General features: G+C 71.1%; 27 protein-coding genes, 1 pseudogene and 2 riboswitches. Of the genes and pseudogenes, 9 read left to right on the top strand and 19 right to left on the bottom strand.

What is annotated here, in order from left to right:
- Positions 1-50: 50 nt before the first annotated feature.
- A complete protein-coding gene (locus ACZ4NT_RS11045; protein ID WP_121406101.1) occupies positions 51-317 on the bottom strand; it encodes a DUF4190 domain-containing protein in 267 nt (88 codons plus the stop codon).
- A 68-nt stretch (positions 318-385) separates the two neighbouring features.
- Positions 386-553 (bottom strand): hypothetical protein, encoded by a 168-nt coding sequence (locus ACZ4NT_RS11040; RefSeq protein WP_467724773.1) that lies wholly within the window; start codon positions 551-553, stop codon positions 386-388.
- A 151-nt stretch (positions 554-704) separates the two neighbouring features.
- On the opposite strand from ACZ4NT_RS11040, the gene ACZ4NT_RS11035 reads away from it, so the two are divergent.
- Complete coding sequence (locus tag ACZ4NT_RS11035; RefSeq protein ID WP_467724771.1) at positions 705-1,331, top strand: TetR family transcriptional regulator; 627 nt, start codon at positions 705-707, stop codon at positions 1,329-1,331.
- Between the two features lie 128 nt (positions 1,332-1,459).
- Here ACZ4NT_RS11035 and ACZ4NT_RS11030 read toward each other — a convergent pair whose 3' ends face one another.
- Complete coding sequence (locus tag ACZ4NT_RS11030) at positions 1,460-2,452, bottom strand: helix-turn-helix transcriptional regulator (RefSeq protein WP_467724769.1); 993 nt, start codon at positions 2,450-2,452, stop codon at positions 1,460-1,462.
- 205 nt (positions 2,453-2,657) lie between these two features.
- Between ACZ4NT_RS11030 and ACZ4NT_RS11025 the strand changes: the two genes are divergently transcribed.
- Complete coding sequence (locus ACZ4NT_RS11025) at positions 2,658-3,269, top strand: TIGR03086 family metal-binding protein (RefSeq protein ID WP_121406098.1); 612 nt, start codon at positions 2,658-2,660, stop codon at positions 3,267-3,269.
- On the opposite strand, the gene ACZ4NT_RS11020 is transcribed toward ACZ4NT_RS11025, so the two are convergent.
- From ACZ4NT_RS11020 to ACZ4NT_RS10975, 10 genes are all read right to left on the bottom strand, one after another.
- Complete coding sequence (locus tag ACZ4NT_RS11020) at positions 3,256-4,116, bottom strand: thioesterase family protein (RefSeq protein WP_121406097.1); 861 nt, start codon at positions 4,114-4,116, stop codon at positions 3,256-3,258. The two genes, ACZ4NT_RS11025 and ACZ4NT_RS11020, sit on opposite strands and share 14 nt — an antisense overlap.
- A 69-nt stretch (positions 4,117-4,185) precedes the next feature.
- Entirely contained in the window at positions 4,186-4,848 is a 663-nt protein-coding gene (locus ACZ4NT_RS11015; protein WP_121406096.1) for a trimeric intracellular cation channel family protein, read from the bottom strand.
- 73 nt (positions 4,849-4,921) lie between these two features.
- Positions 4,922-6,388, bottom strand: a complete 1,467-nt coding sequence (locus ACZ4NT_RS11010; RefSeq protein WP_467724766.1) for an ABC transporter ATP-binding protein — start codon at positions 6,386-6,388, stop codon at positions 4,922-4,924.
- Positions 6,389-6,411: 23 nt separating this feature from the next.
- Positions 6,412-7,509, bottom strand: a complete 1,098-nt coding sequence (locus ACZ4NT_RS11005; protein WP_121406094.1) for an ABC transporter ATP-binding protein — start codon at positions 7,507-7,509, stop codon at positions 6,412-6,414.
- Complete coding sequence (locus tag ACZ4NT_RS11000; protein ID WP_121406093.1) at positions 7,506-8,504, bottom strand: ABC transporter permease; 999 nt, start codon at positions 8,502-8,504, stop codon at positions 7,506-7,508. The genes ACZ4NT_RS11005 and ACZ4NT_RS11000 overlap by 4 nt, the downstream gene beginning before the upstream one ends.
- A 117-nt stretch (positions 8,505-8,621) precedes the next feature.
- On the bottom strand, positions 8,622-10,406 hold the full coding sequence (locus ACZ4NT_RS10995) for an ABC transporter substrate-binding protein (RefSeq protein ID WP_121406092.1): 1,785 nt from the start codon (positions 10,404-10,406) through the stop codon (positions 8,622-8,624).
- A gap of 68 nt (positions 10,407-10,474) precedes the next feature.
- A complete protein-coding gene (locus tag ACZ4NT_RS10990; RefSeq protein WP_121406091.1) occupies positions 10,475-11,482 on the bottom strand; it encodes an ABC transporter permease in 1,008 nt (335 codons plus the stop codon).
- Between the two features lie 449 nt (positions 11,483-11,931).
- Positions 11,932-12,729, bottom strand: a complete 798-nt coding sequence (locus ACZ4NT_RS10985) for an enhanced serine sensitivity protein SseB C-terminal domain-containing protein (protein ID WP_121406090.1) — start codon at positions 12,727-12,729, stop codon at positions 11,932-11,934.
- Positions 12,730-12,933: 204 nt separating this feature from the next.
- Complete coding sequence (locus tag ACZ4NT_RS10980) at positions 12,934-13,707, bottom strand: enhanced serine sensitivity protein SseB (protein ID WP_121406089.1); 774 nt, start codon at positions 13,705-13,707, stop codon at positions 12,934-12,936.
- Between the two features lie 66 nt (positions 13,708-13,773).
- A complete protein-coding gene (locus tag ACZ4NT_RS10975; protein WP_121406088.1) occupies positions 13,774-14,442 on the bottom strand; it encodes an AAA family ATPase in 669 nt (222 codons plus the stop codon).
- Positions 14,443-14,640: 198 nt separating this feature from the next.
- Positions 14,641-14,739: riboswitch (glycine riboswitch) on the top strand.
- Positions 14,740-14,852: riboswitch (glycine riboswitch) on the top strand.
- A 34-nt stretch (positions 14,853-14,886) separates the two neighbouring features.
- Here ACZ4NT_RS10975 and gcvT point away from each other — a divergent pair.
- The 6 genes from gcvT (at position 14,887) to ACZ4NT_RS10945 (ending at position 20,591) form a co-directional block, all read left to right on the top strand.
- Complete coding sequence (gene gcvT, locus ACZ4NT_RS10970; protein WP_121406087.1) at positions 14,887-16,005, top strand: glycine cleavage system aminomethyltransferase GcvT; 1,119 nt, start codon at positions 14,887-14,889, stop codon at positions 16,003-16,005.
- A gap of 181 nt (positions 16,006-16,186) precedes the next feature.
- A complete protein-coding gene (gene gcvH, locus ACZ4NT_RS10965) occupies positions 16,187-16,564 on the top strand; it encodes a glycine cleavage system protein GcvH (protein WP_121406086.1) in 378 nt (125 codons plus the stop codon).
- Positions 16,565-16,577: 13 nt separating this feature from the next.
- Positions 16,578-17,840 carry a serine hydroxymethyltransferase gene (glyA, locus tag ACZ4NT_RS10960; RefSeq protein ID WP_467724763.1) on the top strand — a complete coding sequence of 421 codons (1,263 nt, stop codon included), beginning with the start codon at positions 16,578-16,580 and terminating at the stop codon, positions 17,838-17,840.
- A gap of 166 nt (positions 17,841-18,006) precedes the next feature.
- Entirely contained in the window at positions 18,007-19,374 is a 1,368-nt protein-coding gene (locus ACZ4NT_RS10955) for an L-serine ammonia-lyase (protein ID WP_121406084.1), read from the top strand.
- A 121-nt stretch (positions 19,375-19,495) separates the two neighbouring features.
- Entirely contained in the window at positions 19,496-20,050 is a 555-nt protein-coding gene (locus tag ACZ4NT_RS10950) for a glycoside hydrolase family 25 protein (RefSeq protein ID WP_121406083.1), read from the top strand.
- 10 nt (positions 20,051-20,060) lie between these two features.
- The gene (locus tag ACZ4NT_RS10945; RefSeq protein WP_467724760.1) at positions 20,061-20,591 is read left to right on the top strand and encodes an MOSC domain-containing protein; all 531 of its coding nucleotides are present in this window, start codon (positions 20,061-20,063) and stop codon (positions 20,589-20,591) included.
- A 7-nt stretch (positions 20,592-20,598) separates the two neighbouring features.
- Here ACZ4NT_RS10945 and ACZ4NT_RS10940 read toward each other — a convergent pair.
- Positions 20,599-21,294: pseudogene (locus tag ACZ4NT_RS10940) on the bottom strand (NADPH-dependent F420 reductase); the annotation flags it as partial.
- A gap of 197 nt (positions 21,295-21,491) precedes the next feature.
- A complete protein-coding gene (locus ACZ4NT_RS10935) occupies positions 21,492-21,704 on the bottom strand; it encodes an EF-hand domain-containing protein (RefSeq protein WP_121406080.1) in 213 nt (70 codons plus the stop codon).
- A 203-nt stretch (positions 21,705-21,907) separates the two neighbouring features.
- On the opposite strand from ACZ4NT_RS10935, the gene ACZ4NT_RS10930 reads away from it, so the two are divergent.
- A complete protein-coding gene (locus tag ACZ4NT_RS10930) occupies positions 21,908-22,546 on the top strand; it encodes a GNAT family N-acetyltransferase (protein WP_183117010.1) in 639 nt (212 codons plus the stop codon).
- An 87-nt stretch (positions 22,547-22,633) separates the two neighbouring features.
- On the opposite strand, the gene ACZ4NT_RS10925 is transcribed toward ACZ4NT_RS10930, so the two are convergent.
- From ACZ4NT_RS10925 to ACZ4NT_RS10910, 4 genes are all read right to left on the bottom strand, one after another.
- The gene (locus ACZ4NT_RS10925; RefSeq protein WP_467724758.1) at positions 22,634-23,815 is read right to left on the bottom strand and encodes a YncE family protein; all 1,182 of its coding nucleotides are present in this window, start codon (positions 23,813-23,815) and stop codon (positions 22,634-22,636) included.
- The gene (locus ACZ4NT_RS10920; protein WP_467724756.1) at positions 23,815-24,624 is read right to left on the bottom strand and encodes a polysaccharide deacetylase family protein; all 810 of its coding nucleotides are present in this window, start codon (positions 24,622-24,624) and stop codon (positions 23,815-23,817) included. Before ACZ4NT_RS10920 ends, ACZ4NT_RS10925 begins: the two co-directional genes overlap by 1 nt.
- A gap of 220 nt (positions 24,625-24,844) precedes the next feature.
- Positions 24,845-25,348, bottom strand: a complete 504-nt coding sequence (locus ACZ4NT_RS10915; RefSeq protein WP_183117009.1) for an ATP-binding protein — start codon at positions 25,346-25,348, stop codon at positions 24,845-24,847.
- 286 nt (positions 25,349-25,634) lie between these two features.
- The gene (locus ACZ4NT_RS10910) at positions 25,635-26,402 is read right to left on the bottom strand and encodes an enoyl-CoA hydratase-related protein (RefSeq protein WP_121406075.1); all 768 of its coding nucleotides are present in this window, start codon (positions 26,400-26,402) and stop codon (positions 25,635-25,637) included.
- Positions 26,403-26,465 lie beyond the last annotated feature (63 nt).

The following is a 26,465-nucleotide window of genomic DNA, read 5'->3' as shown; positions in this document are numbered from 1 at the left end:
CGCGGTGCGGCGCCTCGGCCCGGCGGTGGGCGTCCGGTCCGGGTGGACGCTCAGAAGCTCCAGGACACCGTGTTGTCGGCCTGCATGAAGGCCAGCAGCACGATCAGGTCGGCGAAGCCGAGGCCCAGTCCGAGGAGGGCGCGACCACGGCGGGCGGTGCCGCGCCAGAGGGCGACGGAGGCGAGGACGATGGCGATCGGGCCCAGGAAGACGTTCAGGACGAGCAGGCCGAGGAGCCCGAGGATGAAGGCGGCCACGGCCATGCCGTCGGTGTCGCGGGCACCGGTCCGGCGGGTGGGTCCGGCGGTGAGTTCCATGAGGTGGATCAACTCCCAGCAGTCGGTGGGTTCGGTCGGGGCGGGCGTCGGCCGGAGCGGGGCGTCCGTCAGGGGGCGGAGGTGCGGCACCGCCGGGAGTGCCGCTCGCGCATCGCGAAGACCACCAGCCACACGCCGATGACGGCGGCGGCGACGAGGGTGAGGGGCAGCGGCGCGTGGGCCACGGAGCCCATGACGACACCCAGCAGCAGTAGGGCGGCGACGAGGATCAGCATGTCGTTCCTCTCGTGGAGTGAGGCAACACCGCGGATGTTTCGCGGACTTGACGCTCCAGTGAACAGTTGTGGTAACACTTGTTCACTGACTTATGAGTCTAGCGCGTCCGACGGCTTTTCAATTCCAGAGAACAGTTGTTAACTGCATGGCATGAGTCACACCCTCGGCATCCGGCAGGCGCAGAAGCAGAAGACCCGGCAGGCGCTCCTGGACGCGGCGCTCGGCCTGCTGGAGGAGCAGAGCCTGAGCAGCCTGGGGCTGCGCGAGGTCACCCGCGAGGTCGGCGTCGCGCCGACCGCGTTCTACCGGCACTTCCGCTCCACGGCGGACCTCGGCGTGGCGCTCGTCGAGGAGGCGCTGGGCAGCCTGCACCCGATGATCGGGCATACGGTCTCCGCGGCCGGCGACAGCGACGAACGCATAGCGCGCGCGGTCGCCCTGATCGCCCGTCACGTGGAGGCGTTCCCCGCGCACGTCCGCTTCATCGCGCGGGAGCGGCACGGCGGGGTGCAGCCCGTGCGGGAGGCCATCAGGGCGCAACTGGAGCGGTTCTCGGAGGAGGTGCGGGCCGAGCTCGCCAAGCACCCCGAGTCCGCGGGGTGGAGCGAGGACGACCTGCTGATGCTCGCCGCCCTGTACGTCGACCAGATGCTGGTGACGGCCTCGCTCTTCCTGGAGGCGCTGGAGTCCACCGAGGAGGAGCGGGACCGGGTGGCGCGCCTCGCGAGCCGTCAGCTGCGGCTGATCAGCATCGGCCGCCGGCACTGGCTGGGGTGACGGCGGGCCGCCGGCCGGGGTGACCGTCGACGGGCACCTCCCGGCGTGGGGAGGGTTCCCGAGGGCGAACCCGTCCTCCGCTCGCGAGCGGAGGACGGGTTCGCACCGCGCCCGGTCCGCGGCCCCGCTCAACCTGCCCCGCTCCTGGGGTCGTTCGCGTCCGCCTCCCGGTACAGCGTCGTGACCGCGGCCGCCGCACCGGCCAGTTCCGCGCGCACCTCGGGCGGCGACAGCACCTCGATCCGGTCGGCGAAGACGAGCAGGGAACGGGCCTCCCGGACCACGCCGTAGGACAGCCGGGCGGTCACCCACTCGCTCTCGCCGTCGTCCTCGGGCAGTTCCCGCAGCGCTGCCGCGTTCAGGCGCACGAACATGTCGAGGCGGGACCGCGGCACCCGGACCGTGACGTCGACGCCACCCGGCCGCTCCTCGACCTGACGGCGCAGCACCTCCCAGGCCCCGGCGAGTTCCACGCCCGGGCGGCGCCTGACCGGCTCCGCGAGCAGCGTGGCCGAGCGCACCCGGTCGGCACGGAAGAGCTGCGGCTTTCCGCGCCGGTCGGCGACGAGGTACCAGACGCCGGCCTTGGACACGAGGCCGTAGGGGTCGACCGTGTAGCGGCTGGGCTCGGTCCGCCCGCTGTGCCGGTAGCGCAGCCGCAGCCGGCGGTCGGCGAACACCGCGTCCTGCAGCACCTCCAGGTCGACCGCCCGCTGCGGGCCGCCCTTCCAGCGGGTCGCGTCGACGAGGACGCGGCGGCTGGTGGCCTCGGCGGCCGGTCGGTGCGGGGCGGGCAGCGCGGCCATCACCTTGCGCAGGGCGGAGCCGAGCGCGGCGTCCAGACCGAGCGCGGCGTGCGCCCCCTGGGCGGCCAGGATGAACAGCGCGCGGGACTCGTCGGCGGTCAGCCCGGTGACGTCCGTACGGAATCCGGCGAGGAGCTCGATGCCGCCGTGCCGGCCGCGCTCGGCGTACACCGGCACGCCGGACGCCGACAGCGCCTCGACGTCCCGGTAGATGGTGCGCACCGACACCTCCAGCCGGCCGGCGAGTTCGTGCGCGGGGACCCGGCCGCGCGTCTGCAGCAGCAGAAGGATCGACAGCAGGCGGTCGGACTTCACGCGCCCAGGATTCCCCGCCCGTGAAGCCCTGCGCAAATGCTGACGGAATCTGTCAGGTTATGCGGCGAGAGTCTGCGCATCGGCTCCCGGAGCCGATCCGTCGAGCCCGGTGGGAACCGGGCGGGCCGGCGGTCCCGCGGGTGCGTGGCACCCCGAGGCACTTGGCCCCCGACGGCACCCGATGCGACACCACGAGAGGTGCGACATGAACGCCGCCCCCGACCCCCGCCCCCTGTACGCCCGCGCCGCGGAGCAGATCGCCGCGCTGATCGGGACGGTCCGCGCGGACCGGTTGACCGGACCGACGCCGTGCGCCGAGTACGACGTGCGGCGGCTGCTCTCGCACCTGGTCGGCGGCACCCGCCGGATCGCCGTGATCGGCGAGGGCGGGGACGGACTCGCGCTGAGCCCGTACGCCGACGAGGTCCCGGACGAGCGCTGGCAGCCGGCGTATGCCGAGGCCGCCGCGCGGGTCCGACGGGCCTGGAGCGACGACACCCGGCTGGACGCCCCGGTGCGGGTGCCCTGGGGCGAGGTTCCGGGCCGTGCCGCCCTGTCGGGTTACGTGATGGAGGCCGTCACCCACGCCTGGGACCTCTCGGAGTCCCTCGGCCGTCCGCTGCCGCTCGACCCGGAGCTCGCCGGGTTCGCGCTCTCCGTCGCCCGCCGGGTCCTGCCCGACGAGCGGCGCGAGCCCGGCGGGCACTTCGCGTCGGTGGTGCCGGCTGCCGAAGGAGCGGACACCTACGGGCAGTTGGCGGCCTGGCTGGGCCGCCGGCCCCTGGTCTCCGCGTGCGGGAGGGTCAGCCGAGCCTGACGCGGGCGAGCTGACGGGACTGCGCGACCAGCCGGTCCGCGCTGTCCCACACCTCGGCGTCCTCCTCCAGGAAGCCGCCGGCGAGGTTGCGGGTGGTGATGGAGACCCGGAGGGGACCCGGAGCCGGGCGGCACCGCACGTGCACCGTCAGCTCGACCGTCGGCACCCAGCCGGACAGGCCCAGCTCGAAGGCGGTCGGCGGCAGCGCGTCGACCGCGAGGAGCAGGGAGAGCGGGTCGGGGTCGCGGCCGTCGGCGAGACCGAACCAGGCCCGCATCTCGCCCTTGCCGGAGGGCGCCCCGAGGGCCCAGCCCAGCGTCGAGGGGTCGAGCTTGAGCATCAGCCGGTCGGTGATGGCGGAGCTGCCGGGCACAGGCGCCGGTCCGTCCTGGGGTCCGAAGCACTGCTCCACGGGCGGGATCCCGGGCGGCTGCGCGGTGGTGCGGACGTCTTCGGGCAGAGCGCCGAGGTCGCCGTACGAGGCGAGCACGCGGATCCGCTCGACCTCGCGCCCCTCGTCGTCGTACTGGAAGAGGGAGGCCTGGCCCGTCGACAGGGTGCGGCCGGTCCGTACCACCTCCGTGCGCACGACCGCCGGGCCCGGCTGGGAGGCGGTCAGGTAGTGCGCGGAGATCGTGAACGGGTCGGGGTGCGGCAGGGCCTCACCCAGGGCGCGGCCGAGGACGGCCAGCAGGTAACCGCCGTTGACGGCGCTGATGATCGTCCACCCGGCGGACAGGTCGATGTCGTAGACGCCGGGCTCGCGCAGGGTGACCGCGGTGTCGCGGTCGAACTCGCTGTCGCCGATCGTGGCCCGCGTGGCCTGTACGAAAGCTGCTTCTGACATACCTGAACCGTACAACAGGCGATTACTAAGCGGTAGCTTTTCAGTGTTGCGATCCCGTGAACCGCGGACTCACTCGTCCGTCTCCTGCACCGTCGAGCGCCGGTTCCAGGCCCGCGGCGCCCGCCAGTGGAACCGCATCGCGAGCAGCCGCAGCACGAAGGCCGTCACCACGGCCAGCCCACTGGTGAACGGCGAGAGCGCGTCGTAGCGGATGCACAGGGCCACCATCGTGGCGCCGACGATGGCCGGCACCGCGTACAGATCACGGTCCCAGCGCAGCAGCGAGGGGACCTCGTTGGCCAGGACGTCGCGCAGCACACCGCCCCCCACCGCCGTGGCCAGCCCCAGCGCGGCCGACGGCGTGAGACCGAGGCCGTAGGTGTACGCCTTCGTGGTGCCGGCGACGCAGAAGAGGCCGAGCCCGGCCGCGTCGAAGACGTTCACCCCGACCTGGATGCGCTCCACCTGCGGGTGGAGGAAGAAGACGAGCAGCGCGGCGAGCAGCGGGGTGATGAAGTACCCCAGGTCCGTGAAGGCGGCCGGCGGGACGGCCCCGATGACCAGGTCGCGGAACAGCCCGCCGCCCAGCGCGGTGACCTCGGCGAGCACGGCGATGCCGAAGACGTCGAAGTTCTTGCGGACGGCCAGCAGGGCGCCGGAGATCGCGAACACGAAGATGCCGACCAGGTCGAGCGTGTGCTGGACGGAGGGGCTGAACAGTTGCTGAAGCACCCGACATTCTTACGCACCGCAACAGGGGCGGGAGAGCGCCCCCGCGCTCTCCCGCCCCTGTGCACACACGCCTCTACTCCTTGCCGGGAGCGTCCCCGGTCTCGTCCGCGTTCTTCGCGGTCGCGGGCTTCGCAGTCCCCGGCTCCACAGCGGGCTCGTCCGTCGCGGCCTTGTCCGTCACGGGCTCGACCGTCGCCGGCTCGACCGTCGCCGGCTCGACCGCCACGGCCTTGTCCGTCACGGGCTCGACCGTCACGGCCTTGTCCGTCGCCGGCTCGTCCGTCGCGGGCGCCGCGGCGGCGGGCGCCACGGCCGACTCCGCGGGGCTCCCGGCCGGGGTCTTCCCGACCGGCTCCGCGGCCTCGGTGTCCGCCGACGCGGGGTCGGCGTCCTTGAGGGAGGCCTGCACCGCCACCGAGGACGTCTCCGCCAGCACCGCGTCCGGCACCAGCTCGACCGCCTCGCGGGCCACCGTGAGCAGCACGGTGTCCTGCGGCGCCTGGTCCGCGGCGTTCTCCGGGTGGTGGCAGGCGACCTGCTGACCGGGCTTCAGCTCCAGGAGCGGCGGCTCGGTGGTCTTGCAGATCTCCGTCGCCTTCCAGCACCGCGTGTGGAAGCGGCAGCCGCTGGGCGGCGCGATCGGCGAGGGGACATCGCCCTTGAGCAGGATGCGCTCGCTCTTGGCGTTGCGCCGCGCCGGGTCCGGGATCGGTACGGCCGACATCAGCGCCTTGGTGTACGGGTGCATCGGCGCCTTGTAGAGCGAGTCCCGGTCCGCCAGCTCGACGATCTTGCCGAGGTACATCACCGCGATCCGGTCCGAGACGTGCCGCACGACCGAGAGGTCGTGCGCGATGATCACGTACGTCAGACCGAGTTCCGCCTGGAGGTCGTCGAGGAGGTTGACGACCTGCGCCTGGATCGACACGTCGAGCGCCGAGACCGGCTCGTCCGCCACGACCAGCTTCGGGTTGAGCGCGAGCGCGCGGGCGATGCCGATGCGCTGGCGCTGACCGCCGGAGAACTCGTGCGGATAGCGGTTGTAGTGCTCGGGGTTGAGACCCACGACCGACAGCAGCCGCTGGACTTCCTTCTTGATGCCGCCCTCGGGCGTGACGCCCTGGAGCTTGAAGGGAGCGCCGACGATCGTGCCGATGGTGTGGCGCGGGTTCAGCGACGAGTACGGGTCCTGGAAGATCATCTGGACGTCACGGCGCATCGGGCGCATGCCGCTCACACCGAGGTGCGTGATGTCCTTGCCCTGGAACTCGACCTTGCCGGCGGTCGGTTCGAGCAGGCGCGTGATCAGCCGGCCCATCGTCGACTTGCCGCAGCCCGACTCGCCCACCACGCCCAGGGTCTCGCCCGAGCGCACCTCGAAGTCGATGCCGTCGACGGCCCGCACCGCGCCGACCTGACGCTGCAGAAGGCCCTTCCGGATGGGGAAGTGCTTCTTGAGGCCGGTCACCTTGAGCAGGGTCTCACCGTGGGCGGCATCCTTGGCGAGGGTCGCGCCGCCGCTCTGTGCAGGGATGCTCACTGCGTTGTCTCCCGCGTTCTCACTCACAGCTTGGGCGCAATCTCTTCGGTCCAGATCCGCTCCCGCTGCTCCTGCGTCATGTGGCAGGCGGCCCAGTGCTGGCTGCCGACCTCGGACAGCTCGGGGCGGACCGTGCGGGTGACGTTGTCCTTGGGGACGTCCGCGTACGGGCAGCGCGGGTTGAAGGCGCAGCCGGACGGGATGTTGATGAGCGAGGGCGGGGAGCCCTTGACCGGGATGAGGCGCTCCGTCTGTTCGCGGTCCAGCCGCGGCATCGAGCCGAGCAGACCCCAGGTGTAGGGGTGCCGGGGCTCGTAGAACACCTTCTCCGCCGGACCGCGCTCGACGCAGCGGCCGCCGTACATCACCAGGAGGTCGTCGGAGAGTTCCGCGACGACGCCCAGGTCGTGGGTGATGACGATGACCGCGGAGCCGAACTCCTTCTGCAGGTCACGGATGAGGTCGAGGATCTGCGCCTGGACGGTGACGTCGAGGGCGGTCGTCGGCTCGTCCGCGATCAGCAGCTCGGGGTTGTTGACCAGCGACATCGCGATCATCGCGCGCTGGCGCATACCGCCGGAGAACTCGTGCGGGTAGCTGTCGACACGCTTGTCCGGCTGCGGGATGCCCACCCGGTCGAGCATCTCGACAGCGCGGCGCTTGGCCGTCTTCTTGTCGACGTTGTGGTGGATCCGGTACGCCTCCACGATCTGCTGACCGATCGTGTAGTACGGGTGCAGCGCCGACAGCGGATCCTGGAAGATCATCGCCATCTCGCGGCCGCGCAGCTTGCGCACGTAGTCCGGGTCCGCCGACAGCAGTTCGGTGCCGTTCAGCCAGATCTCACCGGAGATCTGGGCCTTGCGCTTGCCGTACTGGCCGGCCGTGTGCAGACCCATGATGCCGAGCGAGGTCACCGACTTGCCGGAGCCCGACTCGCCCACGATGCCGAGGGTCTTGCCCTTCTCCAGCGTGAAGCTGAGCCCGTCGACGGACTTGACCAGGCCGTCGTCGGTCGGGAAGTGGACCTTCAGGTCGCGTACTTCGAGGAAGGCGGAGGGCGCCGGCGAGGTGGTGACGGGCTCGCCGACCGCTGCTCCGCTCTTGCTGAGTTCGGTCATGCGAGCCTCACTCGGGGGTCGATCACGGCGTACAGGATGTCCACGACGAGGTTGGCGACGATCACCGCGAGGGAGGTGATCAGCGTGACGCCGAGGATGACGGGCAGGTCCTTGTCGCTGATCGCCTTCAGAACCGCCTGTCCGAGTCCGGGGAGGCTGAACGTGGTCTCGGTGAGGATCGCGCCGCCGATGAGGGCGCCGAGGTCCATGCCGAGCATGGTCAGGATCGGCGTCATCGTGGAGCGCATGGCGTGCTTGCCGATGACGACCGGTTCCCGCAGGCCCTTGGCGCGGGCGGTGCGGATGTAGTCCTCACCCATGACCTCCAGCATGGTGGCCCGGGTGATCCGCGCGTACATCGCCGCGTAGAGGAAGGCGAGCGTGATCCAGGGCAGGATCATGCCGCCGAACCAGCCGCCGAAGCCGTCCTCCAGCGGGACGTACTGGGCGTCGAGCCAGCCGAGCCCGTAGCTGAAGATCGCGAGCGACAGCAGACCGGTGAAGTAGATGGGGAGGGAGACGCCCGCGAGGGCGACGACCATCGCGCCGCGGTCCCAGAGGGAACCCCGCTTGAGCGCGGAGAGCACGCCCGCCGCGACACCGAAGATCAGCCACAGGACGGCCGCACCGAGCGCGAGAGCCAGGGTCACTGGGAAGCGGTCGGTGATCTGCGGCCAGATGGCCTGCTCGCTGCGGAAGGAGTAACCGAAGCAGGGAGCAGCGCAGTTCGTGACGTCACCGCCGGACGCGTACGTGCGCCCCGCGAAGATGCCCTTGAAGAACTCCCATACCTGGACGAAGATCGGGTCGCCCAGGCCGAGCTTCTCCCGCACGCCCTCGATGGCTGCGGGGTCGGCCTGCTTGCCCACGAACATCGTGGCCGGGTCCACACCCGCCCACTTCGGGACAAGGAAGAAGATGCCGAAGACCACCAGAATGATGACCACCAGCATCACTGCGGCGGCGAAGAGCCGCCTGATGAGGTAAGCGAGCACTGCTCTCGGCCCGACGGCGGGGCCGTGGGCCACCGGAGGTCTTCCGGTGGCCCACGGCTCACACCGCTCCGGCCTTCACCTGCCTTTCGTGCCTTATGGCGGGTGCGCCGGTCGGGATTACTTCACGCCGAGGTTGACGAAGTCGAACTGACCGCTGTAGTTGTCCGTCGTGTAGACGTTGGCCAGCCGGTTCGAACGCCAGTTGATGAACTTCTCGAAGACGAAGGGCAGGTAGTAACCGCCCTCCATGACCTTGTGGTTGATCTCCGTGGCCAGCTCGACCTTCTTGGACTCGTCGAGCTCGTTCACGTAGTCGTCGAAGAGACCGTTGATGGTCTTGTCGTCGATCATCGCGAAGTTGTTGTTACCGCTGTCCAGGATGTACTTGCCGGACCACAGCGGGAGACCGAAGCCCTGGACGGTCGGGAAGTCCGGACCCCAGCCCATGATGATGATGCCGAAGCCCTTCTTCTTCACGTTCGAAGGGCTGCCGATGATGCCGGTGGTCTGCGCACCGTCGAACTGCTCGATGTCGACGGTGACGCCGATCTTCTTCAGCGACGCCTGGAGGGACTCGGCGGTCGCGACCTCGACGGGCTTGTTGTTGCGGACCGCGATCGTGGTCTTGAAGCCGTTCGGCTTGCCGCAGGCCTTGAGCTCTTCCTTGGCCTTGGTGATGTCCGCGGCGCCGTCGTTCTTCGCGGCGTTGTACGGGTCGTACTTCTGGCCCTCGGAGCCCGGGACGGACGGCGGGAGCATGTTGGTGCCGATGTCACCACCGGCGACCGGGCCACCGCGCGCGGTCTGCAGGGACTTGTGGTCGGCCCCGTAGATCACGGCCTTGCGGCAGTGCTCGTTGTCGAACGGCTTGACCGTCTGCGGGAAGACCGCGTAGCGGATGTAGCCGGAGACCGGGTTGTCCAGGTTGCCCTTGTGCTGCTTCAGGGCGGTGGTGCGGCCCTGCGGCGACAGGCCGGTCTGCGCCAGGTCCAGGTCGTAGTCGCCGGCGATCAGGCGCTGGTCCAGGTCGTTGGCGTTGGTGAAGAACTTGATCGAGATCTTCTCCGGCAGCGCCTTGCGGATCGGGTCCGAGGACTGCTTCCACTCGGTGTTGCGGACCAGCGTCAGGTTCTTGTTCGGGGTGTAGCCCTGGAACTTGTAGGGGCCCGAGGAGAACGGGTGCAGACCGTACTTGGACTTGGTGTCCTTGTCCTGGCGCACCGGCGCGGCCGAGGCCAGCGCGAGCATGTCCTCGAAGTCCGAGTTCGCCTTCGGCAGCTTGAAGACGATCGTCTTCTCGTCGGGCGTCTCGATGGCCTTCAGGCCGAGCTTGTCCTTGGACTTGTCCTTGTAGGGGCCCTTGTACTCGCCCTTCGGGTCCAGGACGTCCTTCAGGTAGACCGGGCCGCCGGACAGCACGTCCTGCGCCCACTGGCGCTCGATGCCGTACTTGACGTCCTGGGACGTGATCGGCTTGCCGTCCTCCCACGTCGCCCCGTCGCGCAGGGTGTACGTGTAGGTCTTGCCGTCGTCCGTGACCTTGGCGAGGCCGGTCGCGAGGTCCGGGGCGAGCTCGGCACCGGCGGCGCCGGGCTCGGCCTTGCCCGTGACGAGCGTACGGCTGTAGTAGCGCATGAAGTTCCACGCGAAGCCGTAGTAGCCGCGCGTGGTGTCCCACGAGTCGGCGTCCTGGGCGCTGGCGAACTTCAGCTCGCCGCCCTTCTTCGACGAGGCGTTGGCGACCTTGTTGTTACCGGCGTTGAAGCCGGCTGCGCCGCCGTTCTTGCCGCCGCTCTTGTCGTCGTCGCCGCCGCCGCACGCAGCCGTGCTCAGCAGTGCTGCGACCACTGCAGCTGCGGCCACGGCCTGCTTGCGCCGCCCTGTGGTGCGTTGGGTAGTCACGATCTCGGATCCTCCGAAATGATGTAGGCGGCCTGTGGATGAGTCACAGGCCCCGGGGGTACGGCAGTTCAGCGGGAAGCCTTCGGGTCGAGCGCGTCACGCACGCCGTCACCGAAGAGATTGAAGGCGAGCACGGTGACGAAGATCGCCACACCCGGGATCACCATGTACATGGGATCCGAGTCGTAGTAGTCGATCGCCGAGGAGAGCATCTGTCCCCACGAGGCGGTCGGCGGCTTGACGCCGACACCCAGGAAGCTGAGCGCCGCCTCGGTGAGGATGTTGGTCGGGATCATCATCGTCGTGTACACGATGATGGGCGCGATGAGGTTGGGCAGCAGTTCCTTGAACAGGATGTAGAACCGCCCGGCGCCCAGGCTCCGCGCCGCCTCCACGTATTCGCGCTCGCGCAGCGAGAGCGTCTGGCCGCGCACCACGCGGCCGACATAGGGCCAGCCGAAGAAGCCGATCACCAGGATCATGACGAACAGGCGCACGCCGGTACCCGTCAGGCCCAGCATCTCGTTCGGCATGACCGAGACCAGGGCGATGATGAACAGCAGCTGGGGGAAGGCGAGGAGACCGTCCATCACACGGCTGATGGCCGCGTCCACCCAGCCTCCGAAGAAGCCCGCGAGGATGCCGAGGACGGTTCCGAGGACCACCGCGACCAGGGCGGACAGGAAGCCCACCAGGAGCGAGATGCGGGCTCCGTAGATGATGCGGGCGAAGATGTCGCGGCCGCTCACCGGTTCGACGCCGAGGAGGTGGTCCCCGCTGATGCCGCCCAGGGATCCCGTGGGCGTGGAGAACAGCGGGTCGATCAGGTCCTCGTGGTGCGACTCGGGGTCCTGGCCCACCAGGTTGGCGATCACCGGCGCGAGAATCGCGATCACGATGAGCACGAGCACGACGACGCCGCCCGTGAGGGCCAGCTTGTCCCGCTTGAGGCGCTCCCAGGCGATCCGGCCGAGAGAGCGTCCTTGAACCGCCTTCGGATCGGCGCTGACAACCGCCGCTTCCTCGGCAGCGCTCGGGGCCGCTTCAGCGGTCGGCTCGTGCAATGGTGCCGTCATCGTGGCAGGGACCCCTCTCAACCGGCGGTAGCCGGCCCACACGTGCCGCTGTAGCGGCATGATCAGTCCGTCGTACAAAGGGGCGAACACCCCTGGACCGGGAGTCTTCAACGCCTCGGCGATCTGTTGCCAGACTTGACGGTGAATGGATGCGCAAACGTGATGCGCTCTGGGGGGTTCCGTTATCCGGACGGCGGGTAACGGGGGTCGGACGCGGGGCAATTGAGCCGGAAGGGTCCACGGGGGACGCTTTCCTCTCCCTTCGTCCGCAACACGGACATCACGCACTTACGCGTTCGAGCACGCTGGTCAGCGCCCGGAGCCCGTTTCAAAGGGCGTGCCGGAGCGCCGATTTCAGGGTGCCCGGGGCGTCGGTTCGGAGCCGGCGCGGACGCGTCGCGGGCCGGCGCGGACGCGGTCGCGGGGTCAGTACGGACGCGGTCGCGGGGTCAGTACGGACGCGGCTGCGGGTAGCCGTAGCCGCCGGCCGCGGGAGCCTGGGCGGGCGCCGCGTGGGCATCGCGGTCGTAGAAGGGCCGCGCTCTCGCGCGCAGCCACATCGCCACCGGGTCGTACTCGTCGGACATGGCGACGGTCGACACGGGCAGCCCGTCCGGGACCGCGCCGACGGACTGCTGCATCATCGCCCGCACCGAGTCGACGGCGGACGGCGACGTGTCGTAGACGTCGAGGCCGATCGCCAGGTACGGCGCTCCGAGCGCCGGCTGCACCCAGGCACGGCGCAGCGACCGCACGGCCGGGGTGCGGTGCGCGTTCTGCGTGAGGAGGGCGTAGAACTGGGGGATCTCGATGCCCGGTTCGGAGAGCCGCAGCGGTCCCGCGGGCTGTCGTTCCAGGCCTGTGGCGATGCGCCGCAGGTCCAGCCACGGGATCCCGACGCCGCCGCCCGGGGCGTGCGGGTTCAGCCAGAGCCCGAAGTGGTCGGGATAGAGGGTGCGGGCGACGTCGAGGCCGTCGACGACCTCGTACGAGCGGTTCCAGCCGCTGGCGGACAGCTCCTGGGCCGAGGTCACACAGGGCGCGTAGCCGTAGCCGCCCACCTCCATGTTCCCGTACTGGGCGTCCTGGGAGCCCGCCTGGCCGTGCCAGAGCAGCATCCAGATCTGGCCGTTCGACGGGGTCGCGAGCGCACGGAGGAGCGCCTCGTAGGCGTCGTAACGCCCGGGCGTCACCTGGCGCAGCATGTGCTCGACCTGCCCGGCCGCGGCCGTGCCCGACGCGCTCACCCTCAACCGCCCCTTCGCGAACAGATCATCATGAACTCACCCATTGCCCCCCGGGGCGCTCGCACGGCTTCCCGTCCGGGAGCACGTCGACACCTCGACCGAGCCATGAAACCAGCTTAAGCGGCGTTCCTGACAGGAACTTGACGCTCGGCTTCACCGGCCCGCGTGGCGTCGGGCACCCGGCGGGGGCCCGGCCCCGCCCGCTCAGTACTCCCGCTGGTAGAAGGGCCGCACCTGGGCGCGCATCCAGTCGCCCACCGGATCCTGGGCGACGTCGAGCAGGACCAGGTTCACCGGGCGGTCGACCGGGACCCGGCCGAGCGCCCGGCCGAGGGCGTCCAGCGGGTAGGTCCGCGCGGGGCCCTCCCAGTCGGACAGCTCGACGCCGACGAACATCACCGGGTCGCCGCCCTCGATGCTGGCCAGGCAGCGGCGCGCGGTCAGGACCACCCCGGTGGCGGCGAACTCGGCCGAGGCAGCGGCCAGGAAGTCCACCGGGTCCTCCTGCCAGTCCGGTTCGAAGAGCCGGACCCGGCCTCCGCTGGCGGGCCCGTCCAGCGGGGTACGGCCGGTGCGGCACAGTTCGGCGACGGCGGGCGGCGGCAGCGGCACGCCGACCACGCCGTCCGGGTTGACCGCGAGCCCCACCTGTGGGGGCAGGCCGCGGGCGAACTCGACGGCGGGCGCGATCGTGTACGCCATGTGCGCCCCGGCGACCTGGCGGAACTGCTCCTCGGAGCTGAAGACCGGGACGTACGCCTGCCCCTCGATCTCCAGCGTCGGCAGGTCGAGCGGGCCGCTGTGCGGACCGCCGCCGTTCGGCAGCGGGATCCACAGGAAGCTGCGGCCGAGGACCTCGACGATCCGGGCGCCGGCCGAGGGGACTCCGAGGGACGCGGAGAGCACCTCCTCCAGTTCGTTGCCGGGCCATCCGCCGTGCGGATGGGGGTGCGGGTGCGCCTGTGCCGGGAAGTCCATCTGTCTACCGCCTGCTGTGAACCGTCGTTCCGGCTGGAAACCCTAGCCGGTGCGCGGGTACGGGGATCAGTCGCCGAAGTCGATCCGGCGCAGCACGTCCGCCGCCTCCCGGTCGATCAGGACCGCCGAGCCGCAGCCCTTGGGCAGCGCGCCGGTCTCGACGGACCGCAGCAGCCGGCCGGCCGCCCGGCGGTGGCGCAGGAAGGCGTAGCGCGAGACCCCCCGGCCGCGCTCGCGCTGGCCGTCCAGGGCCGCGTCCGGCGGGACGTCGAGGAGCAGCAGGTGCAGGGTGCCGCCCCGGCGGCGGGCCTCCCGGGCGAGCCAGCGGCGCACCCAGGCCTGGGTGCCGCAGTCGTGGACCACGACACCGGCTCCCGAGCGCAGCGCCCGGCGCAGCCCGGCGTAGTGCGCGAGCCGGACGAGGGGGCGGTAGAGCGCGTACGGCACGAAGCGGGACAGCCGGGTGTCCCAGCGGTCGCGGGTGTCCTGGGAGTCGATGCGGGCGCCGCTCACGGCTTTGCGCATCAGCGTCGACTTGCCGCTGCCGGGCAGGCCGGTCACCACCACCAGGTCGGCGGCACCGAAGGACAGACCGTGCGGGCTGCGCCCCGCGCGCTCGCGCAGGTCGCGGACGACGGGCCCGGTCCTCGGTCCGCACGCCTCCCGGGCCGGGACACCGGGCTGGTCGGGCAACGCGAGTCCCGAACTCGTCGCGTACGCCGTGGTCCTGTTCACCCTGATCGTCCTCCCCCTTGGTTCCGGAGTCCCATCCCCGTCGAGTGTAAAGAGAAGGTAATGCGGAACGCCTCTCGTTTCCGTCCTCGTCCTGCCACAGACCGGTCACAGGTCCCGCCCGGCCCGCGGGACGGGCCGCCCCTGCCGTGTTTCACGGATGCGTGCAATGATGTGCCCGCCAACTGCATACCGGCCGCTTGAATCCGCGCGGGAGAGTCCCGGGGGCATGAGACCCCGGGCGCCGAAGGAGCAAGTCCCTCCCTTGAATCTCTCAGGCCCCGATACCGCGCGGGCGAGGCACATCTGAAAAGCGGGCCGCTGACCAGTGGCTCCACCCAAGGTGCAAATCAGGACCACCGGTTCGCGGGGTCGTGATGAACCTCTCAGGTTCCGATGACAGATGGGGAGGAACGACCTCGCCGTCATGCCTTGGGAGCCCCACCGATGAGCAGTAACGCCCCCCGTCACACCGCGCTCGATGCCCTGCATCGCTCACTCGGCGCGACGATGACCGACTTCGCCGGCTGGGACATGCCGCTGCGCTACGGCTCCGAGCGGGACGAGCACCTCGCCGTCCGCACGAAGGCCGGCCTCTTCGACCTCTCCCACATGGGCGAGATCACGGTCACCGGTGCGCAGGCCGCCGCCTTCCTGAACTTCGCCCTCGTCGGCAACATCGGCTCCGTCGGTGTCGGCCGGGCCCGCTACACCATGATCGTCCGGGCGGACGGCGGCATCCTCGACGACCTGATCGTGTACCGGCTCGGGGAGCAGGAGTACATGGTCGTCGCGAACGCCTCCAACGCCCAGGTGGTGCTGGACGCGCTGACCGAGCGGGTCTCGGGCTTCGACGCCGAGGTGCGCGACGACCGGGACGCGTACGCGCTGCTCGCGATCCAGGGCCCGGAGTCCCCCGGCATCCTGAAGTCCCTCACGGACGCCGACCTGGACGGCCTGAAGTACTACGCGGGCCTGCCCGGCACGGTCGCGGGCGTCCCGGCGCTCATCGCGCGCACCGGCTACACCGGCGAGGACGGCTTCGAGCTGTTCGTGGCGCCGTCCGACGCCGAGAAGCTGTGGCAGGCGCTGACCGAGGCGGGCGCCCCGGCGGGCCTCGTGCCCTGCGGGCTGTCCTGCCGTGACACGCTCCGCCTGGAGGCGGGCATGCCGTTGTACGGGCACGAGCTGACGACGTCGCTCACCCCCTTCGACGCGGGTCTCGGGCGGGTCGTGAAGTTCGAGAAGGAGGGCGACTTCGTGGGCCGCGAGGCTCTCACCGAGGCCGCCGCCCGGGCGCAGGACAACCCCCCGCGGGTGCTCGTCGGGCTCGTCGCCGAGGGCCGCCGCGTGCCGCGCGCCGGCTACTCCGTCGTCGCCGGCGGCGAGGTGATCGGCGAGGTCACCTCCGGCGCCCCCTCCCCCACGCTCGGCAAGCCGATCGCCATGGCGTACGTCGACGCCGCGCACGCCGCTCCCGGCACGACCGGTGTGGGCGTGGACATCCGGGGCAGCCACGAACCGTACGAAGTCGTGGCGCTGCCGTTCTACAAGCGCCAGAAGTGACACTGGTCGTCGGACACCGACACCGGTCCCACGGCGCCCCGCGTGACATCCGTCCCCGGGCGTCGCACGACCCCGGCCCCGGACGTCGAGACGTGACGCCGGGCACCACCGGGCCGGCTCGCCCGGTCCCCCACCGTCCCCGCTTCATCAGCACTCCCCCGCGTACAGGAGAATTCAGGCCATGAGCAACCCCCAGCAGCTGCGCTACAGCAAGGAGCACGAGTGGCTGTCGGGCGCCGAGGACGGCGTCTCGACGGTCGGCATCACGGAGCACGCGGCCAACGCGCTCGGCGATGTCGTGTTCGTCCAGCTCCCGGAGGTCGGTGACACCGTGACCGCGGGCGAGACCTGCGGCGAACTGGAGTCGACCAAGTCGGTCAGCGACCTGTACGCCCCGGTCACCGGCGAGATCGTCGAGGCCAACCAGGACGTCGTGGACGACCCGTCCCTGGTGAACTCGGCCCCCTTCGAGGGCGGCTGGCTGTTCAAGGTCCGGGTCACGGACGAGCCGGCCGACCTGCTCTCCGCGGACGAGTACACCGAATTCACCGCAGGTTAAGGACTCCCGACTGATGTCGCTTCTGAACACGCCCCTCCACGAACTCGACCCGGACGTCGCCGCCGCCGTCGACGCCGAGCTGCACCGCCAGCAGTCCACCCTGGAGATGATCGCCTCGGAGAACTTCGCTCCGGTCGCGGTCATGGAGGCCCAGGGCTCGGTCCTCACCAACAAGTACGCCGAGGGCTACCCGGGCCGCCGCTACTACGGCGGCTGCGAGCACGTCGACGTGGTCGAGCAGATCGCCATCGACCGCGTGAAGGCGCTCTTCGGTGCCGAGCACGCCAACGTCCAGCCGCACTCGGGCGCCCAGGCCAACGCGGCCGCGATGTTCGCATTGCTCAAGCCGGGCGACACGATCATGGGTCTGAACCTCGCGCACGGCGGGCACCTCACCCACGGCATGAAGATCAACTTCTCCGGCAAGCTCTACAACGTGGTCGCGTACCACGTGGACGACGCCACCGGCCAGGTCGACATGGCCGAGGTCGAGAAGCTGGCCAAGGAATCGAAGCCGAAGCTGATCGTGGCCGGCTGGTCCGCCTACCCGCGGCAGCTGGACTTCGCCACCTTCCGCCGGATCGCGGACGAGGTCGGCGCGTACCTCATGGTCGACATGGCGCACTTCGCCGGTCTGGTGGCGGCGGGCCTGCACCCCAGCCCGGTGCCGCACGCGCACGTGGTCACCACGACCACGCACAAGACCCTGGGCGGCCCGCGCGGCGGCGTGATCCTCTCCACCGCCGAGCTGGCGAAGAAGATCAACTCCGCCGTCTTCCCCGGTCAGCAGGGCGGACCGCTGGAGCACGTCATCGCGGCCAAGGCCGTCTCCTTCAAGGTCGCCGCCACGGACGACTTCAAGGAGCGCCAGCAGCGCACCCTCGACGGCGCCCGGATCCTGGCCGAGCGCCTGGTCCAGGACGACGTCAGGGCCGTCGGCGTCGACGTCCTCTCGGGCGGCACGGACGTGCACCTCGTCCTCGTCGACCTGCGCAACAGCGAGCTGGACGGACAGCAGGCCGAGGACCGGCTCCACGAGGTCGGCATCACGGTCAACCGCAACGCCGTGCCGAACGACCCGCGCCCGCCCATGGTCACCTCCGGCCTGCGCATCGGCACGCCCGCCCTCGCCACCCGCGGCTTCGGGGCCGAGGACTTCACCGAGGTCGCGGACATCATCGCCGAGGCGCTCAAGCCGTCGTACGACGCGGACTCGCTCAAGGCCCGGGTGTCCGCTCTGGCCGACAAGCACCCGCTGTACCCCGGCCTGAAGTAGATTCGTACGCTTTTTTGCCGTACGCGTCTTTTCGTGGCACCGTCTTCCTTCGTACGAACGTCCGGGGCACCGCGCACACTGGAAGCAGAGCGCGGTGCCCCGCCGCATGCACCGCCCCGCACGACCGGCTGACAACGGCGTCCGCCGAAACCCTTAGGAGTCCCCCGTGGCCATCTCGGTCTTCGACCTGTTCTCGATCGGCATCGGCCCGTCCAGCTCCCACACGGTCGGCCCCATGCGCGCGGCCCGCATGTTCGCCCGCCGACTGCGCAACGAGGACCTGCTGGCCCCGACGGCCTCGATACGCGCCGAGCTGTACGGCTCCCTGGGCGCGACCGGCCACGGCCACGGCACCCCCAAGGCGGTGCTGCTGGGCCTGGAGGGCGCCTCGCCGCGGACCGTGGACGTGGAGGGCGCCGACGACCGGGTGGAGGCGATCCGCACCGGCGGCCGCCTCACCCTGCTCGGCGAGCACGAGATCGCCTTCTCCTTCGACGACGACCTGGTCCTGCACCGCCGCAAGGCGCTGCCCTACCACGCGAACGGCATGACGCTGTGGGCGTACGACGCCGACGGCAAGGAGCTGCTGTCAAAGACCTACTACTCGGTCGGCGGCGGCTTCGTGGTCGACGAGGACGCGGTGGGCGAGGACCGCATCAAGCTGGACGACACGGTCCTCAAGTACCCCTTCCGCACGGGCGACGAGCTGCTGCGCCTGACCCGGGAGACCGGCCTGTCGATCTCCGCGCTGATGCTGGAGAACGAGCGCGCCTGGCGCACCGAGGAGGAGATCCGCGAGGGGCTCCTGGACATCTGGCGGGTGATGCAGGCGTGCGTGTCGCGCGGCATGTCCCGCGAGGGCATCCTGCCGGGCGGCCTGAAGGTGCGGCGCAGGGCTGCCGTCTCGGCCCGCCAGCTGCGCGCGGACGGCGACCCGCTGGCCCACGCCATGGAGTGGATCACCCTCTACGCGATGGCCGTGAACGAGGAGAACGCGGCGGGCGGCCGGGTCGTCACCGCGCCCACCAACGGCGCCGCGGGCATCATCCCCGCCGTCCTGCACTTCTACATCAACTTCGTGCCCGGCGCCGACGAGGAGGGAGTCGTGCGCTTCCTGCTCGCGGCCGGCGCCATCGGCATGCTCTTCAAGGAGAACGCCTCCATCTCCGGCGCCGAGGTCGGCTGCCAGGGCGAGGTCGGCTCCGCCTGCTCCATGGCCGCCGGCGCGCTGGCCGAGGTCCTCGGCGGCAGCCCCGAACAGGTCGAGAACGCCGCCGAGATCGGCATGGAGCACAACCTGGGCCTGACCTGCGACCCGGTCGGCGGCCTGGTCCAGATCCCCTGCATCGAGCGCAACGGCATGGCCGCGGTCAAGGCCGTGACCGCGGCGAAGATGGCCATGCGCGGCGACGGCTCGCACAAGGTCTCCCTCGACAAGGTCATCAAGACCATGAAGGAGACAGGCGCGGACATGTCCGTCAAGTACAAGGAGACCGCGCGCGGCGGACTCGCGGTGAACATCATCGAGTGCTGAACCCCCGGTGGTGCGTATAGGGGTGGGCCCCCGGAAGTGAGGGAAAAAGCAAGGGAGTCGGCGCTTTCCGCCGCTCCCCCCCTTGCTCCTCCCTTCCTCCCCCCACGCACCAGGAGTCGCCATGCTGCGCGGCATCGACGTGAGCGCCTACCAGTCGTCGTCCTTCTCCACCGACGGTCTCTCCTTCGTCTTCGTCAAGGCGACGGAGGGCCGTTCGTACGTCAACCCGAAGCTGAACGCCCAGGTGAAGCGGGCCCGTGACGCCGGCTGCGTCGTCGGCTTCTACCACTTCCTGTGGCCGGGCAACATCACCGCCCAGGCCGAGTACTTCCTCGGCAAGGCCCCGGACCGGGCGGGCGACATCCTCGCCGTCGACTGGGAGACCACGGGCGACGGCACGCACGCGAGCAACGCGGACAAGGACCGCTTCCTGCGCAAGCTGAAGGAGCTCCGGCCCGACCACCGGGTCGTCCTGTACTGCAACCGCAACTTCTGGCTCAACGTCGACACGACGTCGTACGCGGGCGACGGGCTGTGGATCGCCGACTACGTGACGGCGGGCAAGCCGAGGATCAAGGCGGACTGGACGTTCCACCAGTACACCGACGATCCCCTGGACAAGGACGTGGCGCGCTTCGCCGGCGCCGCCGAGCTGCGGGAATGGGCGAACCCGTAGGCTTCGCGGCATGGGTGGGACAGTGACCGCGGTCAGCCGCAACGAGAAGCCGAACCGGGAGAGCATCAGGCTGCTCGACGGGCTCGGCGTCGAGGGGGACGTGCACGCGGGCGTGACCGTCAAGCACCGGTTCCGGATGCGCAAGGACCCCTCGCAGATCAATCTGCGGCAGGTGCACCTCATCCACGAGGAACTGTTCGACGAGGTCCGCGCGGCCGGGTTCGACGTCGCGGCCGGGCAGCTCGGGGAGAACGTCACCACCCGTGGGATCGATCTGCTGGGCCTGCCGGCCGGGGCGCTGCTGCGGCTCGGCGACGAGGCGGTGGTCGAGATCACCGGTCTGCGCAATCCGTGCGCGCAGATCGACGGCTTCGCCAAGGGCCTGCTCAAGGAGGTCGTCGGGCGGGACACGGGCGGCGGCCCCGTGCTCCACCGGACCGGCGTCATGAGCGTCGTCCGGGCAGGCGGCACGGTGCGGCCCGGGGACCCGATCGCCGTCGAGTTGCCGGACGGGCCGCACCGGCCGCTGCGCATCGTCTGAGCGGCGCTCAGCCGCGGAAGTCCGCCGGGCGTTCCGCCGGTGCCTCGGCGAGCGCCTTCGTCACCTCGTCGACGCCGGCCCGCAGCCCGTACACCGGGGTGCCCGGCTGCTGGCGCCAGGAGTCGTCCAGGCCGCCGGCGTCGACCGTGTCGAAGCCGAGTTCGTCGACGAGGGCGCGGACGACGCGCTTGGCCGCCTCGTCGTCACCGGCGACCGGCAGGGCCATCCGGTCGGGGTCGCCCGCCGGGCGGCCGCGGTCCAGGATGTCCTGCGCGTACGTGCCGTTGAAGGCCTTGATCACGGTGTGGCCGATCTGCCGGGCCGTCCAGCCGCTCTCGGTCAGTCCCTCGTCCTCGATCCCGGCGATCCGGCCGTCGCGCTGCTGCGGGTAGTAGTTGCCGGTGTCGATCACCGCTACGCCCTCGGCGGCGCCGTCGAGGATGCCGGACGGCAGGTCGGGCACCGCCTTCAGGGGCACCGTGACGACGACGACCTCGGCACCGCGCGCCGCCTCCTCGACCGGCACGGGGGTCGCCCCGGTCTCCTCGGCGAGGGCGGTCAGGGTGTGGGGGCCGCGGGAGTTCGCGACGGAGACCTCGTGGCCGAGCGCGGTGAGGCGCCTCGTGAGATTGCCGCCGATGTTGCCCGCTCCGATGATGCCGATCTTCATGGCTCGCCCTTCCGGGACTCGGGTTCCTGCTGACGCGGAGCACCAACCTCCCGGCCCGGCGGGCTATTCCGCGGCGTCGTGCGACCGGGTGACGCCGGCCGGAAGACGCCGTCGGCCGGTCGCACCGGCGGACGGCCCGGGGCCGGTGCGATGCCCGGGTGTTCCCGGGCGGGCGGGGACGACGGAGGGGCGCCCCCCGTGCTGCGGCGGGCGCCCCTCGCGACGTCGGCTCACTTGTTCAGGTGGGCCCAGAACTCGTCGAACGAGAGGAGCTTGTCTCCGTCGATGTCGCGGGAGGCGATCACGGCCTCCGCCACCGACTCGGTGACGTTCCAGTCCCCGCCCTGGGCGAGAGCGGTCTTGAACTCGGCGGCCGTCACGAAGCCGTCCCCGTCCGCGTCGATCCGCTCGAACGCCTTGCGTGCTTCCTCGATGTCCGCCACCGGATCCGCCCCTTCTTCGTGCTGCATGCAGGCCCTGCGGCCCTACTGACGGAGGTCAGATTAACGGTCCGCCCGCGCACCCGGCGCGGCACCCACCCGGGCGGGCTCCGGGACGCCCGGCACCGTGGCCGATCATGGAGTGCGGCCCGGCGTCACGGGGCCGGGACTCGGGACGAGGGAAGACGAGGGAAGGGGACGGCACCGTGGCCGGCACTCTGCGGGACATCCTGGACGCGGCGGCCCGGGGGGTCTTCCCGCCCCCCGACGGCTCCGTCACCGTCGTACCGCAGCACTGCGCACGTGACGCGGGCGTCCTCGCCTTCACGGCGCACTCCGTCGTGTTCACCGACGAGGATCCGGCGTGGGTGCACGCGGCGGTGCGCGCCCTGGACTGCGATCCGCTGGCGGCGACCATGAACCCGCGCTTCCTCGCGGCGTTCATGGACCGCACCGGGCGGTCCACCGACACGATCGACCTGCTGACCGTGGCCGCGCCGCTGCCCGGGGAGCCGCCGCTCGCGCTGGCGGAGATCGACGATCCGGGCCATCCCCGGGTGGCCCGGGCGCGCGGCCGGCGCGACGACGTGCGGGTGTGGGCGGCGGACGGGGGCGTGCTCGTCCTGGGGCGCGGGGTCGCCGGGCGGCTGGAGGCGGCGGTCGAAGTGACGGAGTCGGCACGGCACCGGGGGCTGGGCCGGGCGCTCGCGGTGGCGGCACGGCACCTGAGCGCGGGCGAACCGGTGTGGGCCCAGCAGGCTGCGGGGAACGCCCGCAGTGTGCGGGCGTTCCAGGCGGCCGGCTACCGCCCGGTCGGGGCGGAGGCACTCCTGGCCGCCCGGTGAGACCTCTCCCGGCGCCGGCTCGGAGCGTGGCCGGTGGGGCTCGTCCCGCACGGACGCCGGCATCCCCGGGAAGCCCGCCACCGCGGGTCAGCGGAAGATGCCGGTGTGCCCGAGGGAGTAGCGGCCGGGCTGGGGGTACACCGCGAGACCGTGCGGGCCGCTGCCGACCTTGATGCGGGCGAGCTGGGCGCCCGTGCGGGTGTCGATGGCGTACACCTCCGAGTCGTACCGTCCGGAGAGCCAGAGCACCTTGCCGTCGGCGGAGACACCGCCCATGTCGGGGCTGCCACCGTCGGGCAGGTGCCACTTCTTGGTCAGCCGGTTCTGGGCGAAGTCGAAGACGGAGACGGTGCCCTCGCCCCGGTTGGAGATGTACATCTCGCGCGAGTCGCGGCTGACGTAGAGGCCGTGGCAGCCCTTGCCGGTGGGCAGCAGGGTCGGCTCGGTGAACTTGTCGCCGTCCAGCACCCACATGCCGTGGGCCATCATGTCGGCGATGTAGAACTTCTTGCCGTCCGGGGAGATCTTCACGTCCTGCGGCATGGCGCCGTCGAACGGCAGCTTCTGCTGGGCGACGACCTTCATCTTCTCGGTGTCGACCTTGAGCAGCTCGCCGCTGAACTCGCAGGAGACGATGAAGTAGCGGCCGTCGGCCGAGAAGTCGGCGTGGTTGACGCCGTAGCAGTTGACCGGCTCCGTCTTGACGCGCTTCATGGTGTGGGCGTCCCGGAAGACGAGTTCGCGGTCGAGCGAGGCCATCACGATCGCGTACTTGCCGTGGGGCGTGAAGTAGAGGTTGTACGGATCGTGCACGTCGACGGTCTTGCCCGCCCGGCCGGTCTTCGGGTCGATGGGCGTGAGCGTGTTGCCCTTGTCGTTGTTGACCCACAGCGTCTTCATGTCCCAGGAGGGGACGACGTGCTGGGGCTGGGAGCCGACCGGGATCGTCTCGATGACCTCGTACGTGGCCGGGTCGATGACCGAGACGGTGTTGGAGTTGGTGTTGGGGACGTAGACCCGGGAGGGGAAGTCCTTCACCACCGGGGAGAGCTTGCCGGGGCGGTCGGCCGCGTAGACGTCGGTCGGGTCCAGCACGGGCGGCATGCCGGGCAGCCCCTTGGCCTGCGGCGGTTGCGGGGGCCTGACGGCCGCCTTGGTGCCGAGGGCCTCGTCGGCGTGGTCCCCGGACCCGCCGGCGCATCCGGCGAGTGCGGTGAGAACGGCGCCCGCGAGCAGGGCGCGCTGGGTGAGGTTCCGTTTGCGGGTCATCAGCTCAGCAGCTCCGTGGTGGTCACCGCGCGCAGTCCGCGGCGGTCGAGTTCGTGCAGGACGGCGGGGAGTGCGGCGACCGTGTCCGCGTACCCGAAGTGCAGGCTCACCACGGATCCGGCGCGGACCTCGCCCATGACCTTGCGGGTCACGGTGGCGGCGCCCGGCGAGGTGAAGTCCAGGGAGTCGACGTCGTACGACAGGACGTGCGGGTAGCCGGCGCGGCGGGCGACCCGCTCCACCAGCGGTGTGGCGTGCGGCGTGCGGGAGGGGCGGAACCAGGTGCCGACGGACCCGGTCAGCCGGCGCAGCCGGTCCGCGCAGCCCCGGATCTCGGCGTAGGCGTCCGCCTCGGACATCGCGTTGATGTCGAGGTGACGCAGCGTGTGGTTGCCGAGGTCGTGTCCGCCGTCGAGGACGCGCCGGGCCATCTCCGGGTGCTCGTCGAGCCAGCTGCCGACGGCGAGCACGGTGACGCGGGCGCCGCCCCGCTCCGCCTCGTCCAGGACGGAGCGTGCGATGCCGGGGTCGCCCTGGCCGTGGAAGGTGAGGGCGACCCGGGGCCGGGTGCGGGGACCGTGCTCGATCTGCACGGGCTGCCCCGGGAAGTGCCGGGGCGCCGGCGCGGGGCGCGCGCTGGGCGTGGGCGAGGCGGCACGGGAGTCCGAGGTGTCCGGGGCGCGGGCGGGGTCGCCCGGGTGCGCGGCGGCCCCTTTCGAGGAGCACGCGGTGGCGAGGGCCCCGGCTGCGGCGAGCCCGGCGCCCGCGCACAGCGCCGAACGGCGGTCGGTCGTGGTCACCTGCACCATTTAAGGCCGATACGACCCGAAATAGGCATATTGACCTGTTGAACGACGACCACGGGTCGCGATCCGGGGATACGGCCCGATGCCCCGCCGGGGTGTTTCGGCCCCTCCGGTGCTTGAGGAGCGGGGTCCGGGGAGGGGAGCCCGGCAGGGTACGCGCAGAAGCGCGGCGACGGGGCCTCGCGGCCGGTACGGAGGGCCCTGCCCCCGGGCGGAGCCCCCGTCAGCGGTCGGCGACCCGCATCTCGAACCAGGTCGTCTTGCCGCGGGGCAGCAGATCGACGCCCCAGCGGTCCGAGAGTTTGTCGACGAGGAAGAGTCCCCGCCCGCTCAGATCCATCTCCTGCACCGGCATCAGACAGGGCAGCCCCCGGGAGGGGTCGCGCACCTCGATGCGGATCCAGCCGCGCCGGCGGCGCATCCGGAGGCCGAAGACCCGGGCGCCGGTGTGCCGTACGGCGTTGCCGACGAGTTCGGAGACGAGCAGGACCGCGTCCTCGGTCATCTTCGGGGAGAGCCCCCAGTGGCGCAGCACCACCACCTGGGCGAGCCGCCGCGCCGTGGCCGCCGACTCCGGGCGGGACGGCAGGGGCACCTCGCCCTCCGTCGGATTGCCGAACAACTCCAGCGCCTTCAGCGCCCGTTCGTCCTCCACCGCCGGCGACCAGCGCGCCGCGGTCGCACTCGCGTGCCGCCGCGGCTGTTCGACACCCTCCAGCCCCGCCATGGCACCATCATGGCCGCCCGTGGGCCCCTACGGGGCGGTTCCGAAGGAATACGCCCCCCGGAACCGCTCGTTCCGCAGCTGCCGTCCGGCATATGCCACAGGTAATTCAAGACCGGCCACAGCTCACGCGACCTGCGGATTCCCTGCCCGCAAGGGCAGGCACCGGAGGTGGCCGTTCAGTCGCCCTTAAGGTTGTCTTAAGGCGGACATAAACCAGCCCTACGGGGGACACCGGGTGAGACGTCGCGTCAACTGCAAGTGGATCTCGACATCAACTGCGGTGCGATCAGAGGAACTTCGCCTTGCCGGGCCCCTCTTCCACGAAGCTCCGCATGCCCCGCTCGCGGTCCTCGGTCGCGAACAGCCCCGCGAACCAGTTCCGCTCGATGGCGAGGCCCGTCTCCAGGTCGGTCTCCAGACCCGCGTCGATGGACTCCTTGGCGGCACGCAGCGCGAGGGCCGGCCCCTGCGCCAGCCCGGCCGCCCACGCGTGCGCCTGGGTGTACACCTCGTCCGCGGGGACGACCCGGTCGACCAGCCCGAGGGTCAGCGCCTCGTCCGCCCGGACCATGCGGCCGGTGAAGATGAGGTCCTTGGCCCTGGAGGGGCCGATCAGCCGGGAGAGGCGCTGGGTGCCGCCGGCTCCGGGGATCAGGCCGAGCAGGATCTCCGGCTGGCCGAGCTTGGCGTTGTCCGCGGCGATGCGGAAGTCGGCGCACAGCGCCAACTCGCAGCCGCCGCCGAGCGCGTAGCCCGTGACCGCGGCGACGACGGGCTTGGGGATGCGGGCGACGGCGGAGAAGGAGTCCTGCAGGCCCCGGGACCGCACGACCATCGCCGCGTGGTCCATGGCCTGCATCTCCTTGATGTCCGCGCCGGCCGCGAACACCTTCTCGCCGCCGTACAGCACCACCGCGCGCACGTCGGTGCGGCGCGTGGCCTCCTCGGCGAGTTCCTTGAGCCGGTCCTGGGTGGCGACGTCCAGCGCGTTCATCGGCGGACGGTCGAGGCGGATGGTGCCGACGCCTTCGGCGACTTCGAGATGCACAGTCATGGGAGCAGGTTAGTGGGCGTTAACGCCGACGGGCCCGGTGTGCTCGGTCACAGCAGCACACCG

This window comes from Streptomyces sp. NPDC026417 (assembly GCF_055567695.1).
This window is presented reverse-complemented; position numbering and strand designations above follow the sequence as displayed.